The organism is Paenibacillus piscarius, assembly GCF_022234545.1.
In the GTDB taxonomy this organism is placed as follows: Bacteria; Bacillota; Bacilli; order Paenibacillales; family Paenibacillaceae; genus Paenibacillus_AQ; species Paenibacillus_AQ piscarius.
The window spans coordinates 19,786-45,276 of record NZ_JAIEUI010000026.1 but is presented as its reverse complement, the minus strand read 5'-3'; the positions used below and the strand labels follow the sequence as shown (position 1 = coordinate 45,276).

At 50.8% G+C, this 25,491-nt stretch carries 12 protein-coding genes; all 12 read right to left on the bottom strand.

The features are described from left to right. Nucleotides 1-40 precede the first annotated feature (40 nt). On the bottom strand, nucleotides 41-7,816 hold the full coding sequence (locus tag K1558_RS28480; protein WP_238655363.1) for an S-layer homology domain-containing protein: 7,776 nt from the start codon (nucleotides 7,814-7,816) through the stop codon (nucleotides 41-43). A gap of 27 nt (nucleotides 7,817-7,843) precedes the next feature. Continuing rightward, nucleotides 7,844-13,411 carry a hypothetical protein gene (locus tag K1558_RS28475; protein WP_238655362.1) on the bottom strand — a complete coding sequence of 1,856 codons (5,568 nt, stop codon included), beginning with the start codon at nucleotides 13,409-13,411 and terminating at the stop codon, nucleotides 7,844-7,846. A 534-nt stretch (nucleotides 13,412-13,945) separates the two neighbouring features. Continuing rightward, entirely contained in the window at nucleotides 13,946-14,365 is a 420-nt protein-coding gene (locus tag K1558_RS28470) for a hypothetical protein (RefSeq protein WP_238655361.1), read from the bottom strand. Between the two features lie 124 nt (nucleotides 14,366-14,489). Then, a complete protein-coding gene (locus tag K1558_RS28465) occupies nucleotides 14,490-14,762 on the bottom strand; it encodes a hypothetical protein (protein ID WP_238655360.1) in 273 nt (90 codons plus the stop codon). 383 nt (nucleotides 14,763-15,145) lie between these two features. Beyond that, a complete protein-coding gene (locus K1558_RS28460; RefSeq protein ID WP_238655359.1) occupies nucleotides 15,146-15,409 on the bottom strand; it encodes an SMI1/KNR4 family protein in 264 nt (87 codons plus the stop codon). An 85-nt stretch (nucleotides 15,410-15,494) separates the two neighbouring features. Then, nucleotides 15,495-15,881, bottom strand: a complete 387-nt coding sequence (locus K1558_RS28455; protein WP_238655358.1) for an immunity 22 family protein — start codon at nucleotides 15,879-15,881, stop codon at nucleotides 15,495-15,497. 11 nt (nucleotides 15,882-15,892) lie between these two features. After that, the gene (locus K1558_RS28450) at nucleotides 15,893-17,962 is read right to left on the bottom strand and encodes a hypothetical protein (RefSeq protein ID WP_238655357.1); all 2,070 of its coding nucleotides are present in this window, start codon (nucleotides 17,960-17,962) and stop codon (nucleotides 15,893-15,895) included. Nucleotides 17,963-18,098: 136 nt separating this feature from the next. Next, a complete protein-coding gene (locus tag K1558_RS28445) occupies nucleotides 18,099-18,368 on the bottom strand; it encodes a hypothetical protein (RefSeq protein WP_238655356.1) in 270 nt (89 codons plus the stop codon). Nucleotides 18,369-18,383: 15 nt separating this feature from the next. Beyond that, complete coding sequence (locus K1558_RS28440; protein WP_238655355.1) at nucleotides 18,384-20,531, bottom strand: hypothetical protein; 2,148 nt, start codon at nucleotides 20,529-20,531, stop codon at nucleotides 18,384-18,386. Between the two features lie 30 nt (nucleotides 20,532-20,561). Continuing rightward, nucleotides 20,562-23,279, bottom strand: coding sequence for a hypothetical protein (locus K1558_RS28435; protein WP_238655354.1), 2,718 nt, complete (start codon nucleotides 23,277-23,279; stop codon nucleotides 20,562-20,564). A gap of 10 nt (nucleotides 23,280-23,289) precedes the next feature. Then, nucleotides 23,290-24,099: a copper amine oxidase N-terminal domain-containing protein gene (locus tag K1558_RS28430; protein ID WP_238655353.1), complete on the bottom strand. Its 810-nt coding sequence runs from the start codon at nucleotides 24,097-24,099 to the stop codon at nucleotides 23,290-23,292. 50 nt (nucleotides 24,100-24,149) lie between these two features. After that, a complete protein-coding gene (locus K1558_RS28425) occupies nucleotides 24,150-25,457 on the bottom strand; it encodes a hypothetical protein (protein WP_238655352.1) in 1,308 nt (435 codons plus the stop codon). Between the last annotated feature and the right edge of the window lie 34 nt (nucleotides 25,458-25,491).

The following is a 25,491-nucleotide window of genomic DNA, read 5'->3' as shown; positions in this document are numbered from 1 at the left end:
AGTGTGCCCGCCCGCTTACGAGCGAACGGGCACATCCCGGTTATTGGTTGGCTGTAATGAACTGATCAAGCCGGATGGCAATAGCTGCCGCCTGCTCACGCGTAAGCGGACTGGACGGATTCACCTTGTTGCCTTCTCCGAGAATAATGCCGTTCTTAATGCTCATTGCTACTGCTTGTCTGGCCCATGCCGGAACCTTGTCCTTGTCAATGAAGCCGCTGAGGATCGAAGTAACTTCGGTCTCGCTGAGTTCACTGCCCGGATTGACCTGATTCAGCAATCTGCCGAGCATTGTCATCGCTTCTACCCGTGTCAGCGTATCCTTAGGCGCATACTTGCCGCCTGCAAGACCGGTGACAATGCCCAGCTCTGCGGCAATGGAGACGCTGCGGTTATACCAGCTGCTGCCGCTGACATCACTGAAGCCTGCCGAAGCTGCCTGCTTGTTCATCAGACCTGTAACGCGCAGCAGGATCGTCGGATACTCTGCTCTGGTCACTTTACCTGCCGGATCGAACAGTTCCGCAGATTTCCCTAGCACGAACAGCTTGGCTGATGCCGCTGCGATACCTTCCTTACCCCAGCCTGAAGGCATATCCTTGAAGGTCTTCTCGTTGCGGATGAAGAAGAGGCTGCCTTCACCAGTCAGCTGCACATCCACTGCCGTACCGCTGCTGTCCAGCTTCCAAGGTACGGTTGTCCAGTTGCCGTCTTTGTCCTTAAGCACCATGGCCGTAATCTCCTTGGCCGCAAGCGGCGCAGGAATCGCGATCTTGGCGGCAAGCGCCGGAGTCCAGCTGGCCTGCGGCAGGTTCACAGTGACTGCTGCACCTTGACCTGCCCCCATCAGGGTGAAGCCTTGCTGATCGGCGATAGCCTTCATCGCCTGTTGATCGGCACTACTATTGGCACCAATACCGATGGTAAGTCCGGCAGTTACACCTGCAAGATTCTCAGGAGCAATGACCAGTTGTCCCATTGGAACTTCAATCACAATCTTCTTCTTTGCGGTCAGCTGCTGCTGAACCACACTCTGGTCTACACGGATACTGAATGCTTTGGCATTCGGATCGGTGGAGCTTACCATGAGGTCGCTGCCAGCCACGGCTTCCTTATCCGTAATGTGTACGATGGCTGTAAGTCCATTCCACTCTGTCTTCACGGCTTGGCCGTTGACGGTAACCTCAGCTGCCTGTTCCGGTGCTTGTTCTTCAACAACTCCCGGCACGGCACCGCCGCCTCCGCCACCACCGCCAGCTCCGCCGCCACCGGCTGAGCCACTGCTGGTCCAGACGGATGCAGGAACACTGCCGGAAGCCTTAACCAGCTTGTCCAGGGAGGTACGCTTAGCCAGCACGACGATGGCACCCGGATGAGCGGTCACGATACCATCAAGCGGAAGCAGACTCCATGAGCTTACATTGTCATTAAATTTCAGTTCTGCCGGATTGGACGAGAAGACCTTGTAAGCGATCTGCTGTCCGGTCATATCCCCGGCGGACGTCACCGTAATCTTCGTGCGGTTGCTGTCTCCGCTAATCGGAGAGGATACGGCTTGTACAGTACCGAGTTCACTCGGTTCCGGTACAGCTACAGTCGTCACCGCCATGCCCTTGAGCGTAACACCCTCGGACACCTTGTACTCGGCTTCAATCAGACTGGAGCCTGTAGCCAGTGCAGTAACATTCCCTTGTGCTGACAGGGATACCGCATCGCCTACGGCAACTTCATAAGTCAGATTAGCCAGATCCTTGCCGGTAACCGGCTCCTCCTTGAACTTCGGCTTGCCGTTATCATCCTTGCCATCCGACACCTTGAGGTAGGCCTGGATTTGGCCCGCTGCACCCGGGGTCAGCGTCTCCGCTCCCTTCAGAACCAGGGCAACCGGTACCTTGAAGCCGGCATTCGTAATATCTACAACCGCTGTGTTCTGATTGCCCGCCTCGTCCTTAGCCACAATGCTGAGGGAAACGGAAGGGGCAGCTGAGTTAATCTGCACACTGCCTTTGAAGTCACCAGTCAATGGATCCACAGTAAGCGGAGCAGGAATCTCAACGTCCTTATATTTCCCGTCCGGCTGTAGCTGGCTCACGGTATACACTGCGCTCAGCTTGGTGCCTGTAGTTGTCGTTCCGGCTACACGAATCTCACCGTTCGCCGTCCGCTCACCTGTTACCGGCTCTGTGAGATACAGCACCGGTGCGATCGTATCTACAGTCAGATACAGCATGGTCACTGAGATATCCTTAGTCACCGTATTTCTGGCTCTCAGTTCAATCGCATACGGCCCATCCGTCTGGAACTGGTCGAGATTGAGGATGCCTTCGCTTCCGCCGCCAGCCTTGTTCTTCAGAGCTACTGTCGCAATGGATTTGTCAGCATAGAATGCTTCCACTGTCACATTGGACTGTTTGGAAGAGAGCGTCAGCTTCTGCTTCGTTTCATTCGTTAACAGGTTCACGTAGTTCCCGGAGGAGGCATCTACCGTCCCCGATGAACTCATTACCGTCAGATTCGGCAGACTCGGAACCGGCAGCAAGGTGCTGCTGCTATCCCGCCGTTCCGCATAATGATAGTTCTGATGCTTGTCGGCATCCTCAGTTGGAACCGTTGCTGAAGTGACGCCGATGACGTACTTCTTATTCTCTTGAAGTCCGACGTATTTCACCTTGCTCAGATCAAGCACTGTGCCTTCAAGGCTGCCCTTGTAGACTTCATCTGTTGTAGATACAGCCTTCCAGCCGCCAATCAACAGACCTTCGTATTTGCCTGTGGAGGCATTCCAGTAAGGCTTAAGCTCCTGCTCGGTATACAAAAGCTCTCCAAACGGAGCATATTCGCCCAGTTTGCTGCCATCATCCAGCTTCGCATCAACCACGTAGCTGTGCTCGAAGCCGCTGTGTCCCGATTTCTTCGCTCCCGGCTTGAAGGAGAGTGAGAACAGGCCGTTGCCGGCAGGCTCTACCTTGACATCACTGACACTCTGCGGTGCCAGCGGATCAATGATTTCAAAGCGCTGCGGGGAAGTCTTCGTCCCGAAGTTCGAGCTGGATGTCAGCTCGGCCCGCAGGTAGTAATTGCCTTGTCTGAGCAGCCCGCGGATATCCTCGGGGTTGCCCATCAGTGTTACATTGGTGACGTCGATCACTTTACTGCCGCTCGTGATTCCGCCGCTGACCGAGCCGCCTGCTCCGACCGGTACATCCTTGGCGATCAGCATACCCGGATCACCCGTCTGCAGAATCTCTTGACCATTCAGCATTTCCTTGCGGTTTGTCACCGCATCCTCAGCCAGATACAGGTTCACTGTATCGCCTTCGGCTGCGTTAGCCACTTTCCAGGAGGCTGTGAACTTATTCGCATCCGAACTGTCCTTCGCCAGGTTGACTTCACCCAGAGTAGGCAGGGTAGGAACGTTAAGCAGCTTGGTATCAACTGCTGAGACGGCTGTCAGCTTCCAAGTGCCGCCCTTTGTGGCTTCATTCTCAGGAATAATAATATATGCTCTGCGAATGTCCACTTCACTGCTGAGTTTGGATCCATTCTCCGTTTTATAGCTTGCAGGAATATATTGTGTAAAAGCATTTGCCGTAGGATCCGTGTTCGTGTTATCGAATTTCACCGGATAATTCTTGCCTGAAGCATCCTGCAGCTTGAATTCCGGCATGTCCTTGCTGCTGTACTCCATCTCAATGATTGCATTGCCGGCTACGCCGTCCATCGGAATCTCATGGATTCTGCCGCCGTTCTTGACTGTAATGCCGCCTACGCCGACATTGATTGATCCGTTCTCGACATATTTGACGCCTTCTTCTACCTCACGGTAGATAATTTCCTGATTCTCTTCCTCGGTAACCACCTTGGAAGTAGCCAGTGTCTGCACCCCTGCACCAATCACCATCAGGCGCGGTCCAAGCTCAGGATCATCCACCACCAGATGGATCATGCCTTCCGGCAGCTGATCTGTAGAGGTACCGAATTCAATGCCTCCACTCCAGTAATAGGTGATGCCGAGGGAGATGAACAGAATACCGATGCTGCCCCAGACCTTATCATTGTTGACCCCAAGGAACATACTGGACAGCGGCATGCCGCCGACCACCGGTACATCATTCGGAATCTGCACCTTCGAGCTGATATAGCCTTCAAAATCAGTGCGGTTCTTCTCCAGATTCTGTCCGACGAAGATACCCGCCTTCCCGATGATGATGTCCCATCCGCCGATATCCATCTCTGCTTCCACGCGCACGAACCATGGGGTTACCCACTGCGCCTCAAGCAGCGCTTTGGTCAGCATTGGAAGCCGGTCGTCCTTCTCCGCATCGGCTTTGGCAGCGAAATCAAGCTTGCCCTCCACCTTTAGGCCGGTACGCTTCACCGTCAGATCCACATCGCCGAAGAAATACGCCGGAGCAATCCCGAACCGCATGCCTACGCCTGCCTGAATCGTCAACGGGAACGGGTCTTCTGCCGTGCCGCCGGCAATCGTGTCCGCAAGTTCACGCACTGCGCCCCGCACAGCGGTCAGGTAAGTTGCACCTGTGACCAGGATACCCGGCTTCGGAAGCTCTGCCCCGAAGGCAATGACATCCGGAAGAATCCGGCCGTCTTTTACTTTCTTGAGTGAGAATTCAATCTCCACACCCATCATATTCTTCAGCTGTGCCGCGAACTCCAGGCCGTATTCATTGCCTACGCCGCCACCCTGCACAGCATGCTTAATCGTTACCTTGCCGCTTGGAGCATCCGGACCTTTTTTCTTATCCGCGTCCTTCTTCTTATCCGGTCCGAACAAGCCCATTTCCTGATTGAGATCGAAGCCCAGTGAGGCATCGACGCCATAGAAGCCGGCACTGTTGAAGATAACATTCTTAATTTCGGAGTTAATGATCTTCAGGGACAGCGAGCCGCCGAAGGAAATCCCATTCTCTCTAAGAATAAAGTCATTGAAGGAGAAGCCAAAGCCGTCAATCGAGAAGCTTGGTGCCCCGAACAGAGACTGCTTGTTGAAGTACACATCCTCAATCATGATCTGGCGCAGCGGATTCAACCGGTCGCCTACACCGCCAACCGCCCATTTCAAGCTGCCGTTCTGTGTATCGTCTTCCGGGTTGCCGTCATTGCCTTTCTCATCCTTTTTGTCGTCATCCTTGTCTTCGTCCTCTTCTTGCTCCTTCTCCGGATCGAAGTCTTCTTCTCCAAGCGACTTGTTGAAGCCGTTGAAGAAGTCGAGGGTCCATTCGCCTTTATGGAAGACGAACCCGCTGCTCGCTACGCTCAGCGTTCCCTCGCCCTTGATGAACAAGGTATCCAGGAAAGGAAGATCGCCGGGAAGGGTGTTTCCAAAGATGTCCAGCTTACCGCGTACAAAAGACAGATCTTTACCTGTATAAGCTACAGCATCATTAATAATTGCCGGTTCTGTCTTGGTATCCACGATGACCTGCTCTTCGTCACCTGTGCCAACCTGCTTGATCATCCCGCGGATGGTTACCAGAATCTCACGGTCGAATTCCGGGTCCTTGGCTTCCGCCTCTTCCTGGAATTCCTCGAAGTCCTCTTCCGTTGCAAACAGCTTGTAAGCATACATTGGAGTCTCTTTCAGTGCTTCTTCATCCATGAATTCACTGATGTCGAACTTCGGATCCACCGCTTTGCTCGCTGCTCCGAACAAGGCTTTGGTTTTCTTATACTCGGTAACAGCCTTGTACAGGAACGAACCGTCCTTGAAAGGCTTGCCCGGGAACAGAGAGTTCAGCTGATCCAGCAGCTCATCCTTTACCGTAGCGCCGTTCGCAAGACCGCTGATATCCACAGCTTCCTTGTAGACGGCCATTACTCCGGCCTCACGGATACGCGTGTCGTTATTATCGGTAACCAGGAAGGATTGCGGAGTCGTCATATCATAGAGTGCCGCTACTTCCTCATCCCCGCCGGCATCGCCCTTGTAATCAATCTCCACCTGGTATTCACCCAGCGGCAGTTCAGGTCCAAGCCCGGCTTCCAGCACATTGCCGCCTGAATCCACCTTGTCACCGCCACGGTACGTGATCCGCATGGCGCCGGAGAATCCGTCATCGGTCGGCTGCATCACCACCGCATCCTGGACATTGACCTTATACCGGTCACCATTTGCTTTATTCTTGAGGTATAAGTCAAAGTTCGGAGCAGTCGTTGCATTGCCCGTATTGTAAGCTTCAATATTCGACAGATTGACCGTCACATATTTCACATCTGTGCTGTACAGCTCTGCCGGTGCAAGTGAGTAGGCATATGTCGCCGTCGCTTCCCCTACCGGCGGCAGCAGAATGAAGTTAGTCCGCGTGGATTCATACTGGGCCCTGATGCCTTCATCCTTAACGCCTTCGATTTTACCTTGTGTTTCCGGGCTTCTAGCCGAAATCATATACTCCCGGGTAACCGGCCAAGGTCTGCCTTTAGCCTGAACGCGGAAGCTTGCGGAGATCGCATCCCCCGGCTTGTACTTCGGCTCAATGCCCATAGCCGCTTCATCAGGTGTGGCTGACTTTTTGAACTCCAGCATTTTGCTGCGGGCATTCTCCAGGACCGGATTCCCGCTGGCATCCAGGACATCTTCTCCTTTTTCGTTCTGCCTGACGAAGCTGAGGCCGCTCTCCAGGGTCATCTCCACTTCGATCTTGGAGTGCTCCATATTGTAGGCCTGCAGGTTCTCTACTTCGGCCGTAATCGTGAAGACTCCGTTATCCGCATACTTCGACGGAACGGTCTCTCCCGTTCCCAGCGGAGCTGTCGCCAGCTGTTGTACCTGATCTACATAACGGATCGAGAATACTTTATCCGGGGCTGTAAGTTCACCGAGACCGTATACCGTCTCGAAGCTCTGGAAGCCTCCCGGTGCCAGCTTCTCCGGGTTCCAGTAGAAGGCAACCGCAGAATCCGCTGTACCGAAATCATTGGTGTCTCTGGTGAAGTCGAGGTTGGGATTTACTTTATAATCCCATTTCGTATTCGCCAGACCGTTCCAGTGCCCAACAATCATCTCATCCACAATATTAATATTCTGTTCAGCAAAGTTATTGAAGCCGTAGGCTACCACATTGGTTGCCTGAGGATTCGTCAGATCCAGCTTGTCGCGCATCACCCAATAAGCAGGAATCTTGAAGTACGCTCTGTCCTCAAAGGGAATGCCCGGATCGTCCTCCGGATTATGGACCAGCTTCCGCTCCACCTGCAGTGGTGACTTGTAGGCTGTACCAATCTGGAATTGCGGACCGTCGTTGCCGCCGACCATCGTATCCAGCAGAATCCGGCTGCCGATCTGTACCTGCGCGCCGCTCTTATTATTCACTTCATAACGGATGTTGACATTACCTGAATTCACAGCATCCTTGCTGTCGGTGTAGAGCATCAGAATCTGTTTGATCTCTACGCCTTTAATCTTCCAGATCATCTCCAGCTGCTTGGTGCCATTTGAATTCTCGACCACTTTAGGTGCACTGGTCTCTGAATAATGACTGGAGTCGAACTTGTATTTATTACCATAAATATAATCGGTTCCATCGATCCGGAACGTCGTGAACGACGTCTCCGGGTCATCTCCCTGGAACAGCAGGTTCACATTGTTATCGTTCTTGCGGATCGGCTGGCCTTCGACAGTGCGAATGCCGTAGCGGCCCGTCTCATTATCCACAGTAACCTTAATAAAGTCATTCTGGATCATGGTTGTCTTGGTACTGCTGGCCGCCTCAACGAGAGCATGGAAGCTCTCGGAGGTGGACAGAAATACCATGATTAAGGTGAGCATTACCGCTACTGTGCGTTTCAACAACTTCACCAAGTATTCCCCCTGTTCTTGTTTCAACTATTTCAGATTGCCGACAAAGAAGGTAGCAAATTCGCGGTCACGCTCCTGGGTTCTCACCACAATGGTGTACCAGCCTGTTTTCGGGAAGGTGACCTTGAAATTACTGCTCACCAGCTCAGCATAGGTCAGCTTCTGCTTCACCAGCTTCAGCTGTCCTTCGCGATACAGACCAGGGTAATAGAGAATATCGAACGTTCCTGCCTGATTGACCTTGTCTACTCCGCCTACCTTCATCAGGTTGAAGCCGGATACCTTGAAGGTAATGGTATTGGTATTGAACAATGCGGACTCGCCGGAGGAAGCCGAGATTAAGGTATCGTTACCGAAGACGAGCAATCCGCCGTCCTTCACGACCACCACATCCTGATAGACCACCGTCTTATTGCCTACCTGGTCAACCGCTGTATACGTGGCGCGCTGGCGTCCAAGCTTGCTCAGATCCAGTCCGCTGACCGATACCTTCACATCCGCTGCGGCCGATACATTATCGGAAACGGTGAAGCCCCCGAGATCGGTGCGGAAGTTAAAGTCTTTCTTGTTCTTGACAATCCCTACTGTTTCCTTATTCAGTGTCAGTTCAGGTGCTGTGTTATCAAGCCCGGCAATGCTCACCGGAACCTTGTTCACATTGCCCAGGAGATCCGAGATCGCAATAACCGCTGATCCGCCGCTCTCAAAAGCACGCGAGTAGCTGTATGTTCCATCCGCTTTGCTGATCTGGTTCGTATAGGCAGCTCCATCTGAAATAGGTCTTACGCCTGAGAACATTTGATTAGGGGCAGCAACTGTGCCGCTAAGCGTAACCTTCACTTTGCCCTTGGCATATTTCTGTCCGCCGATGGTAACCATCTGATCGGCCGGAACCGCTTTGCCTTCGGCATCTACAAAGGTATAAGTCACTTTGTCCGGTACTGGCGGAGCAGAGAGAACATTGGTTACTTTTTCTTTAATAACTGTTGTATTGCCGTACACATCCGTCACAGTGAATGAAGCCGTTCCATTCTCCATGAGTGTAATGCTCTTATTGGCACTGATAATGTTGAACGCTTTAGCAGCAGCATCCGCCTTCTCTACCGTAAGCGTAACGCCGGTGGAGAACAGCACATTGCCGCTGTTATCCTTCAGGGTGCCGAAGGTCTGGCTTCCATTCTCGCCATATTGGTAAGAACGGACTACTTTTACCCGAGGCACTTCCTTGCTAATGTTCGCAACCTTGGCTTCAACCGTATTGACATTTCCGGCTGCATCCTTAATTTCAAACTCGAACGTACCATTCTCTGTGAAGGTGTAGGCCGTCTTGCCGCCATTGTTCACCACTGTGACCGGCTCAGAGGTGCTCTGGAGATAGGCAATCACATTACCGTTCGTGCTCTCCATGTAAGAATATTCAATGGTTCCTTCAGGCTTAGTACCGTCAATATTCTTCACGACCAGGTACAGAGTGTCTGTCCGGTCCGGATCACTGAGATCGGTCAGATCGAAGCTGTAGTAGCCATTCTCGTAGATCTTGAATGAATTGCCGGTCCGCACAGGCTCCGAAGGGTTAATCTTCGATGGCATGACGCGGATACCCGGCGGGAGCGTAATCTCAATGTCCGCACCAACCTTGGCGTTGACCGGGCTGTTCACGCTGAGTGAAGCAAGGGCATAGACCGGCTGTACGGTAGTAAGCGGGAGCTCGATTTCAAGCTTGGCCGGCTTACTGATCAGACCGCCCGGCGTTCTGTACTTGACCCATACCTGAAGCTCCTCAGGCTTACTCGTCGGAACCTTCACGGCTACGAAGTTCGTGTATGGCTTCCAGTTCAGCCAGCTCACCCCGTTATCCGGTGAGACCGAATATTCATAACCGGTCTTGTCCTCTGTTTCGAGACTCAGCTTCATGATGGCTGTGTAGCCGTCCGCTGTATCACCGGACAGATAGATCAGAGAAGACTTGGCATCCGACACTGGCGCATCCGGCTTGGTCGTTGCCGAGACCTTGAAGGTTCCTGCACTTGCCTTGATTGTGCTGTTGCCCGCTCCGTCAACCGCGAGCACATATAACTTGAACTCAGAGATTTCTCCCGACTTCAGCGAGTTGTCATCGATGGAGACTGAGCCGCCATCCGGGACAATCTCCCATTTGGTAGAAGACTCTGTAGGTACGTCTGCACCTGGTTCTTGTCTGACCCATTGATACTTGCTGACCAGTCCTGTTTTGCTGTAGAACTCTGACACGCTAATTTTCGTCTTCTGCAGCGGCAGCGGGTAAGCAACACTATCAGGGCTGAAATACACTGCCGGTGCTTCATTGTCAAAATAATAAGCCTTCGAGTAATAGTACGTTTTGTCGCTATGCTTCACCATCAGATGAATGTATTGCGTTCCGTTCAATTCTGTTTTAGCAGGAATAACATAGCTGTAAGTCGCTTCACTCACTGAAGCGCCAAGGCCCTTGGCTGCCAGCTTGGCATCGGGGCTGGCTTCCGGCGAAGCAGCAGGTGTTGCTGCCGGTTCAGTTGCTTCTGCCGAAGCGGCAGGAGTCGTTACCGGCTCAGCACTGTGATCCGGTGCCGGAGTCTCTTCCAATTCAAGCGGCGTCAGCGAAGGCGCTGCCGGCCCGGAGGACAAGAACTTCATAATCGCCACCGGCCCGATGCTTGCTGTAACTTCCGGCTCAGCCGGAGGAGCCGGTTCCGTAGGAGCGCTAGAAGCTTCCGGTTCCGCTCCGTCTTCAATCAGGCTCTTATCAGACAGTGGAGATAGCCCGGATGACTCAGAAACCTCCAGCCCGGTGAAATCACTATCCCCTGGACGAAGCGAGCTGTCGCTGATGGCATAGCCCACATAATCCGGATGCACACCGCTGATCTGGAATGTAACCTCATGACTCTTCACATAGTTAGGATTGGCTTCCGGTATGAACTGTGTCGGAATCGCCGCCTCAGAACTCACAACCACCGCTCTTTCCTGCGGTGTCTTGATCGTCTCATTGCCCGCATGATCCAGCGCCTTCAGATAGAGCCAGTATGAGCCGTCCTCATCAATATCCTCATAGGTAGACCGGGTAACAGTCGAACCAGTGTATGGCGTATCTGCCCACTTGCCGGATGCCGGAGAATCCCCGTCTTTTACCCATTGGTACTGTACACTGCTGACTCCGCTATGCGGGTCATTCACCAGAGCCTGTACCGTAGCGGTATCCTCGCCGGCCAATGTAATGGCAGGTCCCTTGTTATCCAGCTTCAGCACGCCTACTTCATGCGTCCAGTTGGAGTCGTCATTCTTGAAATCTTTAAGCGGCCAGACACTCAGATCACCGTATTGTCCTACTGCGGCCATTGCCTGATTGTCGGCATAGAAGGTCTTATCCGCCTTTTCGCCTGGTGCCTCAGCGTACCAAGCATCATACTGTGCCTGATGGGTTGCCACGTAAGCTTTTTTCTTCTCATACTGCATCAGCTCTCTGGCAGAATCCCAGGACATATCGGCAGTCCAGGTATGCAGGTACCACTCCCCGCTGTTCCCTTCCTCGAAGGCTTCCGCCGGAGGTGCGAGCAGGTTCGTTTTGTTGTTCACTACTGACAGCTCAATATTCTCAAATTCTCCCGGATACAGCTCATCCGACGGCTGCTTGGCCGAGAGTGCATAACGCTTGAGCGCTGCATAATGATCCCCGGCTACACCTGCGAACGGATCAGCCTTGTCCTGGCTCCACCAGTAGTACACCAGCCCTACCGAAGGAGAGGCTTCCGCACTCATATTGGAAGGACGGTAGATTCCGCGGCTCGGCCGCTCCGTACCACGGTCAGGAACGGTAGGATCAAGATGCGGCACTTTAATAGAAGGATCGTTGGCGTCAATCGTAACCTTGCCTTTTTTAGCATAGGTTGTATCCGTTGCGCCGCCTGTCTCGAACCGGTAACCGATCACCGGCTCTGTGTTGTCAATGAACAGGTTGGCCCAGTCAATTTTGGAATTGGCGAGTGAGAAGTCACTACCGTAAGGATTAATTTTCTCTTCATGGATTCCATCGAAATTCGCGGGCTGAATCATCAGATTGCCTGCGTAATCCTGAATGACATCGGTATCCATCTGAATCGGCTCGCTGCCGCCCTTAGCATCATTAGATATAGCTACAGCCTTGAGGAGCGGGGTTTCCACCGTTTTGCCGTCAGGAACGGTCATGCGGAAGCTCCAATTCGGTGTATTCCGGCCTGCAACATAATAGGCTTTCATTCCGTTATTGAAGAGGATGAAGGTTTTCTTCTCATCCCAGCCGGTTTTGGCAATCGCCTCTTCCGTCATCTGCAGGGTAAAGTCAATGACATCTCCCTTATTGAGCGTAACCCCGGTCAGAATCTCCGGCTGAATGCCGTTCTTGGTCTTAGAATACTTCGGACGTACGGCATCGACGATGACGCGGTATCCGCCGCGGTCGAAGTCAAACGGGTTCCCGGCCTTGCGCTCCACCCAGGAATTGCTGCCGCTGCTCGGCACGGTGTTTAGATTGAAAACTGCTTTATTCCCTGCCGCATCACTAAGCACGGCTTCTTTCAATTTATTCTCCAGCGACAGATCCATCTGCGCACCGCCGGTGGTTCCTCCGGTGATTAACGGTCTCAGCGGAAGGTTGCTGCTGTTATGGAAAGGAACTCCCGTGTATCTATAAGCAATTTTTTTCTGGTAGGAATCTAAACTCACCTTGGTATTGGTAAAGCTTATATTCTGCAGATACTGCTGCTGTCCGGCCGCCGGGAGTCCGGTGTCCGGATCATTAATGAACAGCTTGTGCCGCAGGAAATAATCAGAATTTGCCTCCACCACCGTGCTCGGTCTGACCGGCTCGCTGAAGTTATAGCTGAGCGTGATGTTCTCGTCTCTTTTGACATACAGCTCTTTCTGATTAATGTTCTCGTTCAGACGTTCTGCACCATTGCCGGTGAAGGTATAGTTATCGATGACCGGACGCTTGAGATCCTGGAACTTGAGGTAGAATCCGCGTACACCGGCTGCTTCACCGTCGTCATCACCTTCGCCCCAGACCCTAACGGTAATCACCGAATTCGGTTTGATGATGGCCTTGGCCGACTTGTTATACCGCTGGCTGCTGCCGGTTCGTTCATTAATAATATTTTTTCCGTCAATGTTTACTGTAATGGATGAATGACGGGTCCATAAGAATCCGGAGTGACGGCGCAATACTGAGAACCCTGTAAGCATCTCGGCATGTCCGCTCTCCGCCATATTCTTTAGAATCGGGTTGTCGGCTACCTTCACCTCGAATTGAACCGTTGCTTCATTATCATCGACACCGGCAAAGATATCGCCCTTGGCCCAGTCGTATTTGGCATCTTTGTCTTTCTCTGTTTGCTTGAAGCCTTCCACCATATCATTGTAAAAGTTAATAAATGTATTATCTGCGGGGTAGGACAGATTCCCTACATGGGCTCCACTTTTGAATGTGACCTCATAATCATCACCCGCAGCCTCTGCCAGTCCGCTAAAGGAACTGGGTATTAACGATAACAACATGCTAAGAATCAAGCTTAGCGAGGTATATCTCTTCAATCTCCTGCTCATTAACAATTGATGCTCCCCCTTATTCGTTCATCATGTCCGGCGTGCAGCAAGCTTCGTTGTAGTCTGGATTCACTCCCTAGGCTTCCGCATTCTCCTTTCGCCCTGCCCTCCCGTGGACAAAAAATACTGCTCAAAAACTACCTATTTTTTCATATCTGCGTTCATTCTATCAGGCGGCTCTAAACAAACTCTTAACAAATCTCGACAAAAGCTGCGTCAAACGCCCCGAAATTGGGTTAATACACTCGAAAAACGAAAAAAGTCCTGGATTCTCGAAAAAAATATCTAAAAATAAAATAAACCGCACTGAGATTGACTCAGTTGCGGTTGAATAGGATTACCTTCACACCAGCACATTGTATTGTTTTCCGTATACATTTGGCCATGCGCCTGCGTTCGAGCACATTTCTTCAAAGTAGGATAGAGGTAGGATAGAGCCGTTTTGTAATTCCCCTTAGCATATTCCTCTTCACCTAGGTTATATGCGTTAAACTGTTCATTACTCTGTCCTCTCTATATTTCTTTCAAAAAATCTTAAAGCAATTGCTCACAGCTTATCTGTTCTACCTGCAACCCTCTGAAGACAGGTAATATCCTGTCCAGATACCAGCTAAAATCAGTGATGTCGGTATCATCTTGCATTATCATTTTCTTTCTTGCTATCGATAGACTAAACATGAATTGCTTCGTGTTAAAGATAAGCAGCTCACAGCCAATTTCAGAATCTGCCCGCATTAACTCAATGCCGATAACCTCATTACTTTTTTGCTTTTCCTTGAACAGCTCAAAAAGGCTGCTTCTATTCAGCGTAAAGGAAGTCCAATTGTATTCACCACCATCTCCCAATGGCAATACCGTAACCTCACCTTTGTTGTTTATGTAATTCCAATCCTCGTCTGCGAATTTCTGAAACAGATCGTCAAGAGACAGGGTGGTACAAGAACGTTCACTCAAATGTATGCTTATTGAAGCTGATATCGAAATATGGTTCTCCCCCTATTTATAAATTTATTGTTTCCCTCATTAAATTAAAAAACAGCTCCCAGATCATCCATTCTGTGCTGCTTCTTTACACCAACTATTTTATTTCCTTAGGAGTAAGCTCTTCTGGTTTATAGTTCCACCAATTACTTTGTTCATAATAAATTGTTTTGGCCCAAAACTCTAGACCTTCATGAAATAAAATGTGATCTTCAGAATTCAAATCCATTCCTTCCCAGTGGAAGTTAACTCTTTGAAAAGCTTCTTCTTCAGTTATATTTGCAATATTCATCATGGTTAACACAATATCAAGACAGTAGATCTCCGTTGTGATGCACGTTGGAAACTTTAATTGATTTTGAACCATCATAAACCTGTATCCCCTCCTGAATACTCAACTTCATCGCTGAACAGAAGACCGCTGCGTCCCCATTAATTTTTTTGCCATTAACCGTAATCATCTTATCTCTACGTATCATTATAGGTGTATCCTGTTAGATTCCAATACACAATCACACTTCATTGCACGTTGGGGTAAAAAATTAAGCTTTTTCGAATGTTGACACTTTGCATCTTTGTTTTAAGTGAATCGATACGAAAACATAAATCCTTAGCATCGGTAACTCCGATTTGCAGATTAGCTACACTAATTAACAAAGAACAGGTTAATTACGGTGGTATCTTACCATAATCAACCTGTTCAGTGGAATGGATTACATAATTCATTTTGTAATTTGTTAAATATTAGGTTAATTATTCGGTTAACATATTTAGAACCTCATCAAAGCTGTTACTTGTAAAATAAGTTACAGGGTCTAAATCTGAAGATTCTTCATGATTCCAAACGCAAACAGATGGCTCTGTTTTATCAGTATTTCTATAGTCTAAACACACAAAATCACCAGCAAATAGAGCAGCTATTGGTAATAACTCAGTACCTAATAAATTTTCGTCTGCAACAATTCTCTCATCTAACTGAGTTCTAACTACTCCTATATCGTAGAATTCATCATCCACCCGGTTACCTTCAAGACACATAAAAACCTATCAATGGCATAACTATGGTTGTTACACTTAAAACTATCGACACTGGATAGCCCATTTATTGGTATTCCACCGAACCTAAGTACCTGAGGTAATTGGATGAAATTGTAGCATCAGCTATCTCCCCAGTATACTTAAAGTTATAAAGTAAAATAACTGCATTAATTTCTTCTGGTAATTCTTCCTGCACTAGTGTAATGAATTTCGGAGCAATTTCATCATCATACGAGAATCCTTCAAGTAATAGATTCAGGTTATTACTTGCCTCTTCATAATATTCTGCTTCTCTTACAGCATCATCATATCTGCGAATCTCAAAGTAATTAGCAAATATGGATGGAATAAAATCTCCTTCATCGGAATACGAGACTGTAAGTAATCTGTCCAATTCCTCTAAAGATTGAACATTGCCAACCCATAAAGACACGAATCCTTCCTGTTCCATGTTAAGCCTCCCTAAGGTTTTAATCCATCAGGTAGAGCATCTACCCCACCCTCAAATCTATAATTAGCCCAGTTTTGCAGCCTTCTTCTAAACATATCATAATCAATAGACGAATCAATAATTTCCAGCAATTCATTATGTGCTTTTGTTGAGCCTTTCCCACCATGCTTACCAGTGGGATTCACAAATTTGGTCTCGCTTATGAGCGTCCTCATTTCTGCAATTTGTTCGCTTGTTACTCCCCATCTTTTGAATACGTCTGCTCTTGATACCAAATGCCACTCATGTAATCCTCCTGGATGTCTGAGTCGATCTTTTATGGTATCTCTTAGTTTAGGCTCTGCCCACACTTTATTAAATTCATCAGGGGTCAGAGAATTAAACCAATCATTGAACTCACCATTTTTAACAGATGGAACAGAATCAAGTACATTCCCCCGCCCCTCACTCCGCCACACCTGCCCCGGCACTTCAACCGGGCCCGGACCACCCGGCGTTGCCGGGATTAACCGGTTCGGGTAAGGGTTCATCCCTGGAAAATCCCAATTTTTCAAAACATCTGGTACTTTCTTCACCGCATCGGTCAGGGGGTCCATTACCGCGTCGGCCATCTTGCCGACTACGCCGCTCTTGGTGATAGATACGCCCGGGACGAGGATCGAAGCGGCGTTGCCGAGCATTTCGGCTTTTTGCTCCGGGGTGCCTTCATTGAAGTTATGATACATGGCTTTGGCTGCATCCACCAGAACTTCAGGGTGATTGACGAGATAATTCACCTTGTCCATCGTTTCCTGGGTCGTCTTCTCCGGGTCGATGACGAAGTCAAAAGCGAACTTGGCGGTATCCGCCACGCCCATTACTGTAGATTCAATCAGACCGCCTACGAAAGCCCGGGTGACTTCATCGGCCTGCACCACTATTTTGCGCCATTTGGTCATACCATAGGTCTCTTCGGCCCAGCCATAATAAGCGGTGTATACGGCTCCGGTATGTTTACTGGGATCATAGACCTTGTCCTTGAAATAGGCAAAGGTCGTCTCATTCTCTTTGTTCTCCGCTGTGATCGGCGTACCGTCCGGCAGAGTCATCGGTGGTCCATGGAGCCGCTTATACTCTGCCACCTGACGCTCCAGCTCACGAATCTGTTCCGCTCTTACCACCGCTGCTTCAATGTCTCTATAATTACTCTTCGCCCATTCGCGGTATTTCTCATTCACCAGTCCCAGGGTGATGGCGAACCGAAGTTCATCACTGGCGGGTACCGCCGACCCGTCCGTCCGCAACGGATTATAGGTGCAGGCTGATAAGGGAGAACCCTTGTATTGCGTCCGCAGATCGGTCTTCACATAAAATCCCGGGTCCACCCCCAGCTTCTGCAGCAGCTCCCGTTGGCGCTCTGCATGTTCGTTTGCGGACTTCATATAGGCCTTGTTCCCATACTTCTCATATACAGAGTAGGCTGCTTGGCTCCGTCCGATTTCCCGCAACGCCTCCGCAACCTTAGACAACTGTTCCCGCGCCTGCTGCTGTTCGGTGGGACTGCCGGAATCTCTCTGCCGGAACAACTCAGCGATGACTGCATCTGCGGCAAAAGACTGCAATTGTCTGTCCACCGAAGCGTCCCTAACGTTCCGCAGAAGCTCCTGAATCATGCCGCTAAGTGTCGGCGGATGGCGAAGGAGATCCTGAACGCCGCGTGCTGCCTGATCCCGTATACCTTGCAGCCACCGGCTGAACATGCTGCCTGCCTGCTTCCAAGTGAAGGCCGGTGTAGTCTTTAGCAAACTCTGCGCCTTCGTCTCCGCCGATTGATACTGCCCGGCCGCCCAGCGCAAGGCCGATTGCTTGCGCTCTATCCGGTCACTAAGCGACTGCGCCTCCCGTCCCAGTTCCTGCAGCAACCGGACTGCCTCGCGGGAGGGAGACTGTACATAACTTTCCGGATAAGCAGCCTGCACCGAACGGACCAAACCACTGGCGCTTCTGTCCATACCGGTAACCTGCTCCTCCAGTATGCGGTTCAAGCGCTTCAATCCCTGCTCCAGCTCCAGCATCCGCTTGATCTCCACCTGCTGCTGCATGCTTCACCTCCAGAGTACAAATCCGCCGCCCTAGTTATTCAAGTCGTCGAACATGGAGCCTATAAGGTTTAAACCTTAAACCTAACACCACTGACCTTAAAATCAAGTTCCAACTCACAAAAAAATTTATTGAAGACTAGGAAATAGTATATACAACTGACCCTAATGGTATATCTATGGGTTTTATTGAGTTTCCAAGACATATACCTACCATTTTTTTATCAGTGGGTGAATTAGATACTTGAACTGAAACAACTTTTAATCCTAACTCCTTATGTTCAGGTGTCCGAACAACAATAGTGTCTCCAATCTTATTTACTGAAGACAAAACAGGACTAAGTCCAACTATAATAGTTCCATATTCTTTGGATTCAAACACATCTTCTACATCCATTACCTTTTCCATTGGATACCTCCCTTATCATCTGCTTTGAATGAATAATTCATCCTTGACGTCTCGAATACGAAGCCCAGCATTATTCAATCTTGTAATTGCATCCCTAAGTAGTGTCATTCTCTCAGTTGATGTTAAATCAGGAGCAAATCTAGCCGCCCTAATACTAGCCTGAGCTTCATCTAAAGCAAAGTTTCTTACATATGTTACAGGATCAACATCATAAAGATTAAAAGCTTTTCCATTTGCGAACGCCTCGTAATGTCCAACAATTTCATGAGCAATGGTCGCTTTTCCTGAGACACGACTATTCGCACTCAAAGTCCCTAATCCGGGAGATTTAGCAGGTAATACGTCAGTATTTATATAAAGCCTGTCATACATCATCCCCGTATTCCAGCCATCTCTAAATACAATATTTTCTTCAGGAAGACCTAAGCTCTTCGCATAATCAACCAGTTCACTTTTTTGTGTATTGGTTAATTCTAATTCATTCCTCAGTCCTCCTGAAGAAATTTGGCGAACTTCCCCCATCCCTTCACTCCGCCACACCTGCCCCGGCACCTCGACCGGACCCGGGCCGCCCGGCGTTGCCGGGATTAACCGGTTCGGGTACGGATTCATCCCTGGAAAATCCCAATTTTTCAAAACGTCCGGTACTTTCTTCACCGCATCGGTCAGCGGGTCCATCACCGCGTCGGCCACCTTGCCGACCATGCCGCTCTTGGCGATAGGTACGCCCGGGACGAGGATGGACGCGGCGTTGCCGAGCATTTCTGCTTTTTGCTCCGGGGTGCCTTCATTGAAATCATGATACATGGCTTTGGCGGCATCCACCAGAACTTCGGGGTGATTGACGAGGTAGTTCACCTTGTCGATCGTTTCCTGAGTCGTCTTCTCCGGGTCGATGACGAAGTCAAAAGCGAACTTGGCGGTGTCTACCACGCCCATGATTGTAGATTTGATCAGGCCGCCTACGAAGGCTTGGGTCACCTGATCGGCCTGCACCACTATTTTTCGCCATTTGGTCATGCCGTAGGTCTCTTCAGCCCAGTCATAATAAGCGGTGTATACGGCTCCGGTATGTTTACTGGGATCATAGACCTTGTCCTTGAAATAGGCATAGGTCGTCTCATTCTCTTTGTTCTCCGCTGTGATCGGCGTGCCGTCCGGCAACGTCATCGGCGGCCCATGGAGCCGCTTATACTCTTCCACCTGATATTCCAGCTCGCGAATCTGTTCCGCTCTAACTACCGCTGCTTCGATGTCCTTATAATTACTCTTCGCCCACGCGCGGTATTGCTCATTCACCAATCCCAAGGTGATGGCGAACCGCAGTTCATCACTGGCGGGCACCGCCGACCCGTCCGTCCGCAGCGGATTATAGGTGCAGGCGGATAAGGGGGAGCCCTTGTATTGTGTCCTCAGATCAGTCTTCACATAAAATTCCGGGTCCACCCCCAGTTTCTGCAGCAGTTCCCGCTGGCGCTCTGCATGTTCGTTCGCGGACTTCATATAGGCTTTGTTTCCATACTTCTCATATACAGAGTACGCCGCTTGGCTCCGTCCGATTTCCCGCAACGCCTCCGCAATCTTGGACAATTGTTCCCGCGCCTGCTGCTGTTCGGCGGGACTGCCGGACTCTCTCTGCCGGAACAGCTCAGAGATGACTGCATCTGTGGAAAAAGGCTGCAATTGTCTGTCCACCGACGCATCCCTGACGTTCCGCAGAAGCTCCTGAATCATGCGGCTAAGCGTGGGTGGATGACGAAAGAGATCCTGAATGCCGCGTGCTGCCTGATCCCGTATACCTTGCAGCCACCGGCTGAACATGCTGCCTGCCTGCTTCCAGGTGAAGGCCGGTGTCGCATGAACCAGACTCTGCGCCTTCGTTTCAGCAGCTTGATATTGCCCGGCCGCCCAGCGTAACGCCGATTGCTTGCGCTCTATCCGGTCACTAAGCGACTGCGCCTCCCGCCCCAGCTCCTGCAGCAACCGGACCGCCTCGCGGGAGGGAGACTGCACATAACTTTCCGGATAAGCAGCCTGCACCGAACGGACCAAACCGCCAGCGCTTCTGTCCATACCGGTGACCTGCTCCTCCAGCACACGGTTCAAGCGCTTCAGTCCCTGCTCCAGCTCCAGTATTCGCTTGATCTCTACCTGCTGCTGCATGCTTCACCTCCAGAGTACAATTCCGCCGCCCTAGTTATTCAAGTCGTCGAACATGGAGCCTTTCACTGTTATGGTCATGCCGTCCAGTGCCGTAATGCCTTGAATAGAGCCTAGAGTGCGATAAGCCAGCTTGCTTTTACCAAGCTCCACATTCCCAACCGACACTTTAATCGGATACTCACCGTCTGCCATATTGGCATGAGTATACAGATAGCTGTTCTTCGGGTTGATCACCACCGTAACGCGGGTCTCTTCCGTAATCTGATACATGCTCTGCCCGTCTTTTACGAATTCCTTATACTCAAAAGCCGTATTGCTTCCTGCCGTAGAGGACTGGCTATAGCCTTCCATCACCTTTTTCCAGTATTCATGGGTATCGCCCGTGACGTCCTGTGAATGCTCCAGCTCCACTACCTTTTTGCTGTAGCGGCTGCCATCTGTACTGCGGTCCATTACGGCCAGCAGCACTTCGCCATTCACACCCTTTGGACTGGCGGCTGTCAGTATGCCGGTTTTACGGGCAAACCCTCCGCCCTGTTTGGCCAGCGGCTCATTGCTCAGGTTTACGGCGATCTTTTTGTTGTTGATGTAGATCAGGTCATTCTCGTAACGGAAGGAATCAATGACCCGCTGTACCAGCTCTTTATGATCTTCGGTATCGTCCTTGACCGGCTTGTACACCACGGTTTTTACCTTGAAGGAATAGGACCCTGCCGGGTTAAAATAGTAGCCCGACTTCACCGGATAGCTGAAGCGCTGCAATTCCCGATCCGTAGCGAACACGGCTTTGTCATAGCCTGCTTTACCCGCTTGTCCGTCTTTGGCCGCAGTCCGTGAAGTCTGGTATTCTTGGCGCTGCGGACGGTCTGCACTCCAGACGATTTCACCACTCCCTTGCTGCGTGAACGTACGCTTGTATTGCCCATTTACGGCTACAGCTTGGTAGGCCTGATTATTCTTATCTAAATGGTACATCCAGCGGATGACATCCACCGGATACGGTTCGGTTCTCCACAGCAGCTTTTTGGATAAAGAAGCCCCGGTGTTCTGCTCGATATTACTCTCTACCACAGGCTCCGGCACTTCCTTGCGTCCATGATAGAAATACATTTCATAGAGCTTCCGGTCCGCTCCCTGCGGGAAGCTGGCGGTTGCCGTCCCGGTCTCTGTCCGAGTGGTGCAGGTGCCATTGCTGCAGCTCGTCACGTCATACTCATAGGTTCTTTGGACTCCGCCCTGGAATTCCACACGGCCTTCTTTCACGGCAGGGGAGTATGGATTAGCCGGATTCAGCCATTTGCCATGCTCAGGGTCATCGCCGAAATCCTTGCGGTCAATAGTAGCGCTGACGATGGGCTGGCGCGAAATGCGGCTCCCCGGATCATCCACCACAGGATTGCCCGACACCTTATATTGCCGGAAAACATCCGGCGTCGCATTGGTCACATACAGTTGTCCTGTTGCATTGTTGATCCACTTTCCTCGGGGTAAGTACAACTGGGCAACTAACGGTGTACCGCCGTAGATCGGGAATTCCACCTGCCGGGTCAGCACATTATAGCCCAGCGGCTGCGGCTTCAGCAGCTTGACGGCGATTGGATGCGAATCAAGCACGTTATTAGCCAGCTGCTTCTCCTTGGGGGTCTTCCCCTCCGGGTTCACACTGAACTTAATGCGCACCTCACTGTCCGGCATCTTGAAGCTGGCTATCAGCAAGCGCTCCCCGTTCTTGGGAATGACAAGCTCCCCGCTACCCTTCTGCGCATGACCGGTGAACGTCAGCTTCGCCGAAGAGCTATCGATGGCCTTGCCTGTACTCACCTGAATAATCTCCCAACGGAAGGGGGTCTTGATCTCTTCTGGAAAAGATGAACCCACCCGGATCTGTACTTGCACCTCTTCACCCGTCTGTGCCTGCAGCGGCAGCTGTTCGAATTCAGTCTTTATGTCGTACTCCTGTTCGACCAATGCCAGCGGCGCAATCGGAATGTCCAAATACGTAATATTCCCGCTGTTATGGGAGATATAGACGGTACCATACCCCCACGAGAAATACGTGGGCGGCTGGAGCACATGAACATAGTCAATCCACTTGCCACCCTTGGACGGAGTGGCGTTGTTGGTATAGACCTTTTCATTCTGCAGCTCTTTATTTTGATTACGGTACATGAAGTCCTTATACGTATGGTTGCCGCCATATTCTATATTGAGGCCTTTGATAATCGCCTGCTCGAAGGTCCCGTCCGGGAGATACGCGGTGAGCTTGGGGTTGTTAGTGTTTTGGTAGCGGTCAAACCTATTTGGGGTAATGCCGAATTTTCGCTGTACCGCCTTATCCTCCCAGGCTTCCTTGATCAGGGAGAGATTCTGAATCTGTGTCCCGCTCCACCCGGCGAACCAGGGGACATTCTCTGTCGGTACCGAATTTCCTTCCCTGGTATAGCCGGAATATTCATAGATTCCTCCGTCCAATTGAGCACCATGACTGGTCCCGTAGACGATCTCATAGTAACGTTCTGCCCCGGAAGCGATTCTTTTTTGCAGCAAATCCTTGCGGTAGTTCCCCTTGTCCGTATGCTCACTGAAATAATTCTCCACTCCATATAAGTCGTTGTAATCATCGTTAGCGTATTTGAGAACCTCAGCCGGAGTTGCCGGCTTCCCGCGTGCAGCCGAGTACGTATCCATTTGGAAGACGGCAGCGACAACAATGACCGAAAGTATGGCTACAACCAGGGCTTTCTTCATTCATCTGCACCTATTTTCTGTATATAGTAAAAGACAGTTGATTATATGCCTTAGAAGACACGAAGATCTCATATTTGGAATCTTCAAAAGTTTTGAACGGCAGGTTATACTCTACTGTCTTCTTGGGAGCGACATAAGCCAGCATGGCATCCACGGTAGCCGGCTCGATCTTTTGCCGCATAATCGCTTCCGCTTCCTTCATCTGCATGGCATAATCGGCACCCTTGATCTCAAAATCAACCAGAATGACAAGCACGGCCTTATTCTTAGGAGGATTCTCTTCAGAAGAACTAACCAGAAGCATAGAGCCTGTATCCGTATAATAAGTGAATCCGTTAGATGTCTTAGGAGTGCCCTTAGCGGGTGCGGAGCTGATAACAGGCGTCTTGCCATCCGTGGAAATATAAGCGGTGCTGACACTCTGGTCCCAGTTCACGCCTACGCCCAGCCCTGCGCTGACGAACTTCAGCGGCACGAACGTTCTGCCGTTCTTCATCAGGGCTGCGGTATCCATCGTCTTCTTGACGCCATCCAGTGTAAATTGTCTGTTCCCGATGACCAGCACCAGCTTCTTGCCGTTCAATTCCACCGTTACGGTCTTGGAAGCCGGAGCCCAGCCTACCTTCGCCCCGAGTGCTTCACTCACGAAACGGACAGGCACCTGCACCCGGTTCTGCTTGTCGAGAAAAGGCTGGGCATCCGGGAAGCTGATTTTGGAGCCGTCCACCACCACCCGGACCGACTGGGCGGCATGTGCTGATACAGGTATTAACGAGATTAGCAGTAATAGGGCTGTGAACCAGATTGTTATTTTTTTCATCTTCATATCCTCCTCAAGTGGGGTTGTGACAAGCCTTATCTTTACTCCTTCTACTGGCGCCGCAGAATTACCGGCTCTCCGTCTAACTCTATCGTTATGACAGGATCGTTGATCAGGGTGCCCATGAAGCCGAAGGCGTGCCAGGCTCCGCTTGGCAGTACAAGGTCTGAACTCTGCTTACGGCTGTATTGGGTCAGGAGCGGTTCCAGGTCTTTGCCTGTAAAGGGCACCACCTGCTCTGCTCCGCTACCACTGTCCGAGACTGTAATCGAGCTAAGCTTCATCTCCTGACGCGAGCCGGTCAGATCCTCTGCATAGAGATCGAGTCCAACTTCAAGCGAACGTTCATCCGAAGCATCTGTAATCGCGGACAGGAAGGCATATTCATCCTCCTTGCCGCGCAACTTGTTCATCGCAGCCTTAAATAACTCATTCCCCGGCGTAGTTGGCGACAGAAGCGCCATCAGATGCACACCTTGTGTCGAATAGCCGGTATAGATGACAGAGTCGTCCAGCAGCGACTGAACCTGTTCTTGCTGATCCAGCATCTCCTCCACCTCCGCATCGCTGAGCACGATGGACAGGATGCTCTGCAGCCCGCGAATCCGGTCGGAGGCCAGTACGGCGGCCATCAGATCATCAGAGTTTTGCTCCAGCTTCTGCATATTCGCCTGCAACTCTCCGTACAGCTTCTCTTTCAGTGCAGCGCCTTCATGATCTCCGGCAGGCTTCACCTGATCATAGCTCTCCGTAACGGGACTATTCGTCCCCTGCTTATACGATGAGACACCCCAGCCGGCAACCTTCTGTTCCTGCAGCAGCACCGTGAAGTAATGGTCGTTCATGGTATATTCCAGCACCCGCCCACCATGTTCAGGCAACTCATAGGCATGGAAGTCTTTCCCATACAGCCGCAGAGCATCCGCTCCTGAATCTCCCGTTCGGAGGCCTGCGGCTGTAGGAGAATTATCAATAACATCAATGATGTAGAGCCGCTCATGCTCATCGAAGGTGAAATCAGCCCGGTCCGTAATAATGGTACGGTGGCCCTGATTCCAATCGGCGGGATCACCTGCATTCTCAATCTCATTGCTGTCGTCCACGCCTTCAGCCTCTAATTGTTGACGTACTTCTTCCAGGGTCATGCCCAGTTGAAACATACCATCTTCTCCATTCTTCTGCTCATCGGTAATGACCTTCTTGACCGGGACTGCTGAAGGACTGGGAGCAGAGGTTTCCATGGCCGGCTTCTGCGTGGCAGCCTGACCCGTGTCATTGGGTGGAGCCTTATCTGTCCGTGCGCAGCCTGTAATCATAAGTGCGGCGCTAAGGCTGATGATCCAGAACATTTTTTTCATTTTGCCGTTGCTCCTCTCCAAGTGTTGCTGCGGA